The sequence below is a fragment of the Clostridium sp. genome (assembly GCF_040797585.1).
Classification (GTDB): domain Bacteria; phylum Bacillota; class Clostridia; order Clostridiales; family Clostridiaceae; genus Clostridium_Z.
The window spans coordinates 1-8,312 of sequence record NZ_JBFNEO010000124.1 but is presented as its reverse complement, the minus strand read 5'-3'; the positions used below and the strand labels follow the sequence as shown (position 1 = coordinate 8,312).

The 8,312-nt window shown below is 28.0% G+C and carries 7 protein-coding genes; 5 read left to right on the top strand and 2 right to left on the bottom strand.

What is annotated here, in order from left to right:
* Positions 1 to 548: 548 nt before the first annotated feature.
* The 4 genes from AB2369_RS08870 to AB2369_RS08855 all read left to right on the top strand — a co-directional run bounded on the left by AB2369_RS08870 (position 549) and on the right by AB2369_RS08855 (position 3,685).
* Positions 549 to 1,502: a hypothetical protein gene (locus AB2369_RS08870; RefSeq protein ID WP_367666123.1), complete on the top strand. Its 954-nt coding sequence runs from the start codon at positions 549 to 551 to the stop codon at positions 1,500 to 1,502.
* Positions 1,503 to 1,621: 119 nt separating this feature from the next.
* Entirely contained in the window at positions 1,622 to 2,179 is a 558-nt protein-coding gene (locus AB2369_RS08865; RefSeq protein WP_367666122.1) for a hypothetical protein, read from the top strand.
* A gap of 152 nt (positions 2,180 to 2,331) precedes the next feature.
* Positions 2,332 to 2,853, top strand: a complete 522-nt coding sequence (locus AB2369_RS08860) for an ECF transporter S component (protein ID WP_367666121.1) — start codon at positions 2,332 to 2,334, stop codon at positions 2,851 to 2,853.
* Positions 2,846 to 3,685 (top strand): pyridoxamine kinase, encoded by an 840-nt coding sequence (locus tag AB2369_RS08855; protein ID WP_367666120.1) that lies wholly within the window; start codon positions 2,846 to 2,848, stop codon positions 3,683 to 3,685. Before AB2369_RS08860 ends, AB2369_RS08855 begins: the two co-directional genes overlap by 8 nt.
* Positions 3,686 to 3,831: 146 nt before the next feature.
* On the opposite strand, the gene uvsE is transcribed toward AB2369_RS08855, so the two are convergent.
* Both uvsE and AB2369_RS08845 read right to left on the bottom strand, forming a co-directional pair.
* A complete protein-coding gene (uvsE, locus tag AB2369_RS08850; RefSeq protein ID WP_367666119.1) occupies positions 3,832 to 4,791 on the bottom strand; it encodes a UV DNA damage repair endonuclease UvsE in 960 nt (319 codons plus the stop codon).
* A gap of 514 nt (positions 4,792 to 5,305) precedes the next feature.
* Positions 5,306 to 6,160 (bottom strand): YkgJ family cysteine cluster protein, encoded by an 855-nt coding sequence (locus AB2369_RS08845; RefSeq protein WP_367666118.1) that lies wholly within the window; start codon positions 6,158 to 6,160, stop codon positions 5,306 to 5,308.
* Between the two features lie 266 nt (positions 6,161 to 6,426).
* Between AB2369_RS08845 and AB2369_RS08840 the strand changes: the two genes are divergently transcribed.
* The coding region (locus AB2369_RS08840) for an ABC transporter substrate-binding protein (protein ID WP_367666117.1) at positions 6,427 to 8,312 on the top strand (1,886 nt) is incomplete at its 3' end.

Genomic DNA, 8,312 nt, shown 5'->3' with positions numbered 1-8,312 from the left:
GAAATAATTCTGTAACTATTAACCAAAGAAAATGAAACATCTAAAATTCACTCCTTATAAACAAATATTAAATATAGAAGGTTTACATAAATATATTAAATTATGTAAAAAATATTTAAAGAATGTTCACATTATAAATTAATTTTATCATAATAACATAGAAGACCTATATAGTAAATTCCCATGCAATATTAAAAGTTATTATATTTATAAAAGACAATAGTTTTTCCTTAAGAACTATGTAAAATTATAGAGAAAGCAAATAGAAATTTTAAATCTCTATTGACAAAATTTGTTATTAACTGTATAATTTGTGTTGAAAGTTTTGTGTATATTATGAGTTGTTTCATTATTTTTAAGGAACACTATTTAATTTTTAATTAGAGGATTAGGAAGAGAAAAAGAGCTACTTATTATTAAGTAGCTCTTTTTATTTTATAATAAACTAAGTGAAATAACTTCAATGCTTAATATTAAGAATAAAAGGAAGCTTTTTTGAATATTTATTAAGAGAGATAAATTTAATAAATCAAAGGGGAGGAATAGGGTTGAATAAGCTTATATTATTCTTTCACCCAGGTAGTGAGAGAGATGTTATTAAACACAAAGATGGATTTTGTCCAGTACCTAAGGATAGAGCACATACAAGAAAATATATAATTTCAAGGGGAAAAATACTCAAAGATAATAAAGAAGAGGAAAAAGTTTTAGGGTTTTGGGGTGAGTGGGAAGGTCCTTCAAAATTTACTATGGTAAGAGAGATTCTAAAAAAGGAAAACCATCCTAGTGCACTTCATCATACTTTAATCAAAGATTATAAATTAGAAGATACAGATATTAAGGTAAATACTGATCCTTTAGTTATGGGTAATATGTTTTTGTATTCTAACTGCCAGCAAAATTATATAGAGGATATGAAGACCTTAGAACCAGGAGACATACTTTTATTTGGTACAGGAAAGAAGTCTGATGCTAGTAAAAGTAAAAGGAAAAAGATATATGATATCTTTATCTGCGATACTGTTTTCATAGTTAGATATAGGATAGATAACATAAAAACAAACAGTAAGGAAGAATTCCAGAACTCAGTTAGGGGCTATTTAAAAAAGCATAAAGCACCTAAGAGTTACGTTGATAATTTCGAAAGATTAAAGGATTGGTATTATAATCATTCTATAGAGAGTTTAGAAGATAATAAGTATAGTCTTTATATTGGAGCTACCTACGAAGATAGCTATAAAGGTATGTATAGTTTTGTACCTTGTGTAGAAGTTGATTTACTAAGTCATCATATAGGATTTGAAAGACCAGATATATCACCTTTATTAAAAGAAATGCCTTGTTTTAATTATGTAAAAGAAGGATCAAAAGGATTTGGAAACCAAAATGTAAACATAAATACGGTAGCTAGTGGTAAAAAAACATTTAATTCTATAGTGGAATTTATAAGAAATCAGAAGCTAGAAATAAGTATAGCCTGTGATTTTTATCATGAAGAATAATTTAAATAATTAAAAGTAAATTGTTTATAAACTAATAGATAAGACTATTTAATTACCCTGAAATAATTGGTATAATAAGTAAAAGGCATAAAGTATTGGTACGAGTGAGGAGGGGTAATATGAATTTTTTAAAAATTGATGAGTTAAGATGGATAAATAATTATCTAGACTTTAGCCCCACATTAGACAAGGAAGATTTAGAGCAATTGAAACTCTTTACCTTCATGTGGGACATGTTTGAGGCAAAGGCCTGCAAGGGAGTAAGTAAAGGACAGAATATTGCTGATTTTGTTCTTCATGAATTAAAAATAGGAAGCTTAAATATATCAGATAGCTTTGTTGATGCCTATTATAATTATTTTAAGAAGCGTTATATTCAGGATAATAAAACTAATGAAATTTTTAAAAGACTTACCATGAATGCTGAGGAGACATTTACAAACGGAGAAAAGGAATTCGTAATTAAAAATTTTATAGAAAAAGTATTATTAGAAGATAATCCAACAGAAAAAAATAGATTATTAGCTTCATTATTAATAGTATATAAGTTAAGAGGTAATTTCTTTTTAAGAACTAAAAATATAATCAATGTTCATGCACAATATAAAAATTTTGCAGTTGCTAATCATTTAATTGCAACCATATTAGATAAATATAAAAAGCAAAATAATGAATAAGAGTTTTAATTAATATTACCATAAGCCTATCTATCTTTGGCTTATGGTAATATTTTTGTACCCATACATTATATTTTGTACCCCTACATTTTGAAAAGAGAAGTTAAAGGTATATAATTACATAAGATAAAATTTGAGGGGGTATATTATCTATGAAAACAAAGAGAGTAATTTTAATAGGGTTATTTTCTGCTATATGTTATGTAGGAACAATTTTAGGGATAACATTTTATATAGGAGGAAGTCCTACCATGGTACATCTTGGGACTACAGCTATATTTCTAAGTGCCATATTAATTGGAAAGGATGCTGGGTTCGCTGGTGCTATAGGATGTGCATTATTTGATCTTTTAGATCCTAAGTATGTATTATTTGCTATACCAACCTTTATAATTAAAGGGTTAACAGGATATGTGGCAGGAAAAGTTGCATTTAGTATGGGTAAACAAGGAAATAGTAATATTTTAAATATAATTGGATTTATATTAGGGGGGATAGTATCTTTAGTTGGATATTTTTTAGTAAACTGGCTTGTGTTCTTTGGATTCCAGGTTGCTGTTTTAAAGTTAGGATCATCTCTTATAACTACAGCCTTAGGAATAGCTATAACAATTCCTATATCTTTGATTATAAAACCATTACTTAAAAAGGGGAATATTAAAGTTTATGAATAATATAGTTAATAATTGCGCTGTAGTTCATGACATATGTGGAATAGGAAGAGCTGCTTTAAGTACCATAATACCTATTATGTCCATTATGGAATGTGAGGTTTCATTACTTCCAACTATGGTTTTGTCTTCTCATACTGGAGGTTTTGGATATCCAGCTAAGATAGACTTAAGTGAGTATATGAAGGAGCACCTAGATCATTGGAAGAGTATTAATCCTTATTTTAATGGTATATATATAGGGTATATACCATCCATTAAAGAAGGGAAGGTAGTTAAAGAGTTTATAGATACTTTTAAAAAAGAAGAAACCATATTATTAGTGGATCCAATACTAGGGGATCAGGGAAAGATTTATAGTGGTCTTTCTAAGGAAAATATAACTATGATTAGGGATATCATAAGTAAAGCTAATATAATTACACCTAATTATACAGAAGCGGCTCTTCTTTTGAATGAAGAGTACAAAGAAAGTATATCACTTAAACAGATAGTATCTATGGGAGAGAGACTCCTTTCATATAATTTAGATAGTGTAGTAATAACTAGTGTTCCCTTAGAGAATAAAGCTAGGGACGCAAATGTGTTTGTTATGGATAGAAAGGGCTCTTATAAAGTCATGTCTACACCATATATAGGAGGGGGATACCCAGGCACAGGAGATGCTTTTACTTCTATAGTCTTAGCATCGGTTCTTAAGGGACTTACTGTTTATGAGGGAGTAAGTAAGGCTATGAATTTCATATGTGAAGTAATAAGAAATATAGAAATCTTAGGAGATTATGACTCAATACGTGGTATTCCAATAGAAAAATATCTAAAGAATCTAATATAAAACATATAAAGTATAAATAACATAATTTGATAAAAAGGTTTACTTATAAATTACTATTGATGAATTGTAATTATAAATAAACCTTTTTATTATAATTCATAAGTAATAAACCATATTATATTATATGAAGGTTTTAGATAATTAATTTATATTATTAATGTAGTACTATCCTCCCATATCCAATTAGGCCTTAATTCCTTTATATCCTGGCACAGTTTATATAAAGCCAAATCTTTCTTCTTTGATTCAAGCATAACATCAAAGTCTCTATCTATGGTTTTACATAGTTCTAAAAATTCTATAAAAGAATTCACTTCTATAAAATCTGCATGTTTACGGTCTTTTTCGTGATCCCTAGGAGAAGAAAAGTGTATTTTAGGTGGGATAGATTCATTGTTCCAAGTGTTAAAAATTTTTTCAATACAGTTTTTTAAGTCTTCTCCACTATTATTACAATTATGATGATGAACATCTAGTACCATGGGAAGGCTTAAATCTTCACAGAGACCTAAAACTTCATTAATATTAAAAGTTTTATCATCATTTTCTATTATTAATTTACTTCCTATTTCCTCAGGGATTTTATACAATATATTTTCTTTAAATCTATTAAGAGAGTCCTCTTTTCCACCCTGGGAGCTACCTACATGGATTACCATTTTTCCAGTTTTATAATTTAAATCTTCAAATAGATGGACATGAGGCCAAAGATTTCTTATAGTATTTTCCACTACATCTTTTCGAATACTATTTATTACATTAAATTCGTTAGGATGAGTATCTATTCTCATATTACTACTATTAATTATATTTCCTATTCTTTTAAAGTCTTTTTTGAATAGGGGTCTATAATTAAAGGCCACCTCAGGATGAGTAGAAAGAGGTATGAGAGTAGAAGTTATTCTATAAAAATGAACTTCTCTTTCTATATTATATTTTAATATGGTATGTAAATCATCTAGGTTAGAAAGACTTACCTTTTTTAGTTTATTAAGTCTATTTTCTTCTCCTTGTATTTTACTATAGTTAGTAAAGGTAACAGTACTGGATGTGGTTACCTTTGGAAGATTTAAGGCTATAGCTACATATCCTAGTCTTATTTTCAATTATTTCACCTACTTATTTTTATATGATGGCTATGAGCTGTTACACACCAATCCTCTTAAAAAGTGGAGGATAACAGTTGCTACGTCCCTAGATTAACTCATCTAACCTTCATATGGTGGGAAGAACACTATATGGAGGAAGATTCCCTCTATTTATCCATAGCATTTATAGAAAATATATAATTTTAATGAAATGAAGATTTAATAGCCATAAAAAAGTTTTCTGTGGAGCAAATTAAGTTAAAAGCTAAAAAAACTAAAGAAAAAGTTTTAGAGATATATAATATAAAAACTCAATCTTTTAAATAAAATATAAGTTTTGGTTAACTATAGTTATAGATATCATATGGTAATCTTGCAAGATATATAAATGTTATACATATATCTTGCCTACTAATAGGTATTATAATGTATAGTAAATTATTAAAATATAAAAGTAAAGCTACCATATAATATATAGATTTACTAGAATTAATGGTAGCCTTGTATTTGTATTTGTATTTGTATATGTATATTATTCAATAGTTCTATCTATGGAAGCTAGTCCATTATTAAACCACTGAAGAAGGCATCTTTTTATTGGTTTTGCCTCATTATTTTCATTTATGTAGATTAGACTTTTATACCTTCCAATTTTTATAGATAGCTGTTCTATAGCTAAACTACCTATATATATAGGTGGAAGCTTAGGTGTTATGATCTCTTTTGTTAGAGAACATTTATCAGATGAAGTAAATACTATAAATCCTCTACATCTTAGAGGTCTAATAGAGTAGATACCACAAGAGTTATCCTCCTTTAAAAACATACAAGGGGTGTTTTCTTTTAAATAGTTATGATACATATCATGAAGGGTATGATGCTCAAGATCATGAGGTGATTTAGTGGTTTCCATCTTATCCTTCATATTCTTTATATAACTTTCAATTTCTTTAATTTCATTTTCAGTTTTAGTGGCTTTTAGATGACGTCTTATAACTTCAGCTTCTATGGCAGTACATTCTAAGTATAAACTACAACAGCGACCACAACCTTTAGTACAAGGTGCGTAAGATTCAAATTGAGTAAGACCTTCGTCTACCATAGAATATATATTATTTAAAAGCTCTTCACCTTTACTTATAGTTATGTATTCATCTTCCTTTAGTGAAAAAATATTATCTAAGGCAAAGTTTGCAATTCTATCATATATTTCCATGTTTTTGGAGTCATTAAATAAAATATCAACTCCTTTATAGTTCTTACCTAAGGTCATATATTCATAATTTTTATTTTTACAACAATCGCCATAGTTCTTTCCACTATTACAAGGACAATTATCATTTACTCCTATATTTATTTTAGTCTCTTTTGAAAGAATGGTTTCCATTAAAATCCTCCTATATAATAATGTCCAGCCTTAAAGGCATTTAGGGAACATTATAGCATAGAATTGGAAAAAGGACAAAGAAATCACTAAATTATGGAATGTTTTTAAAAATTAAATTTATTTAAATATTATGTGAAATGGTAATATAATTTCAAGTAGTGTGGAAATAAATTGAACGATTTGGTATAATATAGCACATAACTTCAATAGTATATTAGGAGAAAAAGGGTTTTTAAGAAGTCATAAATCTTAAGAGGGGGATTATCATGTGGTTTGAAAAGAAAAACAAAGGAAAACTAGAGATTATAAATTCAGTAAAGGAAGAAGAGAATAAACATAATAAGCTTTATGGGGATAATATAAATATAATAAAGCATAATCAAGAGATATCTATGGGTAAACTTATAAGTAGGGTAGATGATGTCACCTCTACTATAGATGGCTTATTTTATTCAATAAATCAAATTTCTAATACTGTAGATAATCAATTTTTATTTATCTCTAAAGTTATAGGAGAAATAAAGGGACACACAACTATATGGCATAGATTAAATGATAATATTTTGGGATCCAGTGAAGAAGCTAATAATACAATAAAAGTTGTAGAAGAGGGAAATACTACTATACTTAACTCCTTAAACTCTATGAAGGAAATAATTGATAGCGTTACATATATAAAGGACCAAGTATTAGATTTAAATGAAAAATTTCAAAGTATAAATATAATATCTGATGCTATAAAAGCTATATCAAATCAAACTAATCTTCTATCTTTAAATGCAGCTATAGAAGCAGCAAGAGCAGGAGAATATGGAAGAAGCTTTAGTGTAGTTGCAGGAGAAGTTAAAAAATTATCTGAACAAAGCAAAGATTTTGCAAATAGAATAAGTGATATATTAAAAGATGTAAATTTTAGTATAGAGAACACTTTAAAGGCTATAAAAGAAAGTGATGATAAAATTAATATAGGAATAGAATCATCTACAAAAACTAAAACTGCTTTTAATGAAATATCTTCTGCATCAGAGAAGACTAGAGAAATAATAGGAGATATGAATGAGCTCATAGAGAATCAACTATCATCTGTAGATTCTTTAAATACCATATCAGAGGATATAAATGAATATGCAGAGAAGGTTTTATCCATTGTTGAAACTTCTTTAATGAGTGCTGAATTTGTTAAAAGTGCTTTAGACTCTTTAAAGGATTTTTCAGTGGAACTTAGGAGAGAAAATACTATTCTTCTAGAAACCCTTAATAGCATTAAAGGTAATGGGTATACTTTAAATACTTCTTTAACACTTGGTGAAAATGCTTTAAAAGAATTAGATCCAGTTCATGCGATTCAGCTGGGAGAAACTATACTATATCAAAATATATATGCTAATTTGGTGGTTCAAAAGTACTCTCCAGATGTATTTCCAGGAATAGCTAAGAGCTGGCACTTAGAAGATGATAATTTAACTTGGGTATTTAAGTTAAGAAAAAATATTAAGTTTCATGACGGTAGTATTTTAAAGGCAAGGGATGTTAAATTTTCCTTTGAGAGGGTGTTACATCCTAGAACAAAATGTAATGACTCTTCAGTTTTAGATTGTATTTATGGAGCTGATAGATATATAGAGGGAAAAGATAATGGTATAGAAGGTATAAAGTGTATAGATGATTATACTTTAAAAATAACCCTATCTTATTGTTACCCAGAGTTTCTAATGAACTTAGCTCAGCCAAGCTGTTCTATATTTAGTGAAAATTCTTATAAAAATAAAGGGAAGCTTATAGGCTGTGGACCATATAAGTTAGATTCAATAAACAATGGAATAATAACTCTTAAAGGTTTTAATGATTACTATGGAGGATCCCCATATATAGATACTATAAATATAGATACAAATGATTTTGATTTAAAGGAAGCTCTAGAAAATGAAAAATTTGAGTTTATTAGAAGTACAGGAAATTGGGATGTTTTAAAGGAGTATGAGAATAGAGATGAACTTAATGTAATATATTATAACACTCTAAGCTTAAGGATGGGATTCTTTAATCTTAATAGAAATAATATATTTTCTAAAGATAAGAGGGTAAGGCAGGCTATAAATTATGCCCTTAATAAGGATAATGTTATAAAAAAATGTTTATTAGGGTCTGGAGC

Excerpts from the sequence above, each read along its gene's own strand:
- AB2369_RS08845 (WP_367666118.1), bottom strand. The coding sequence starts at position 6,160 with ATGGAAACCATTCTTTCAAAAGAGACTAAAATAAATATAGGAGTAAAT.
- AB2369_RS08855 (WP_367666120.1), top strand. The coding sequence starts at position 2,846 with ATGAATAATATAGTTAATAATTGCGCTGTAGTTCATGACATATGTGGA.
- AB2369_RS08865 (WP_367666122.1), top strand. The coding sequence starts at position 1,622 with ATGAATTTTTTAAAAATTGATGAGTTAAGATGGATAAATAATTATCTA.
- AB2369_RS08860 (WP_367666121.1), top strand. The coding sequence starts at position 2,332 with ATGAAAACAAAGAGAGTAATTTTAATAGGGTTATTTTCTGCTATATGT.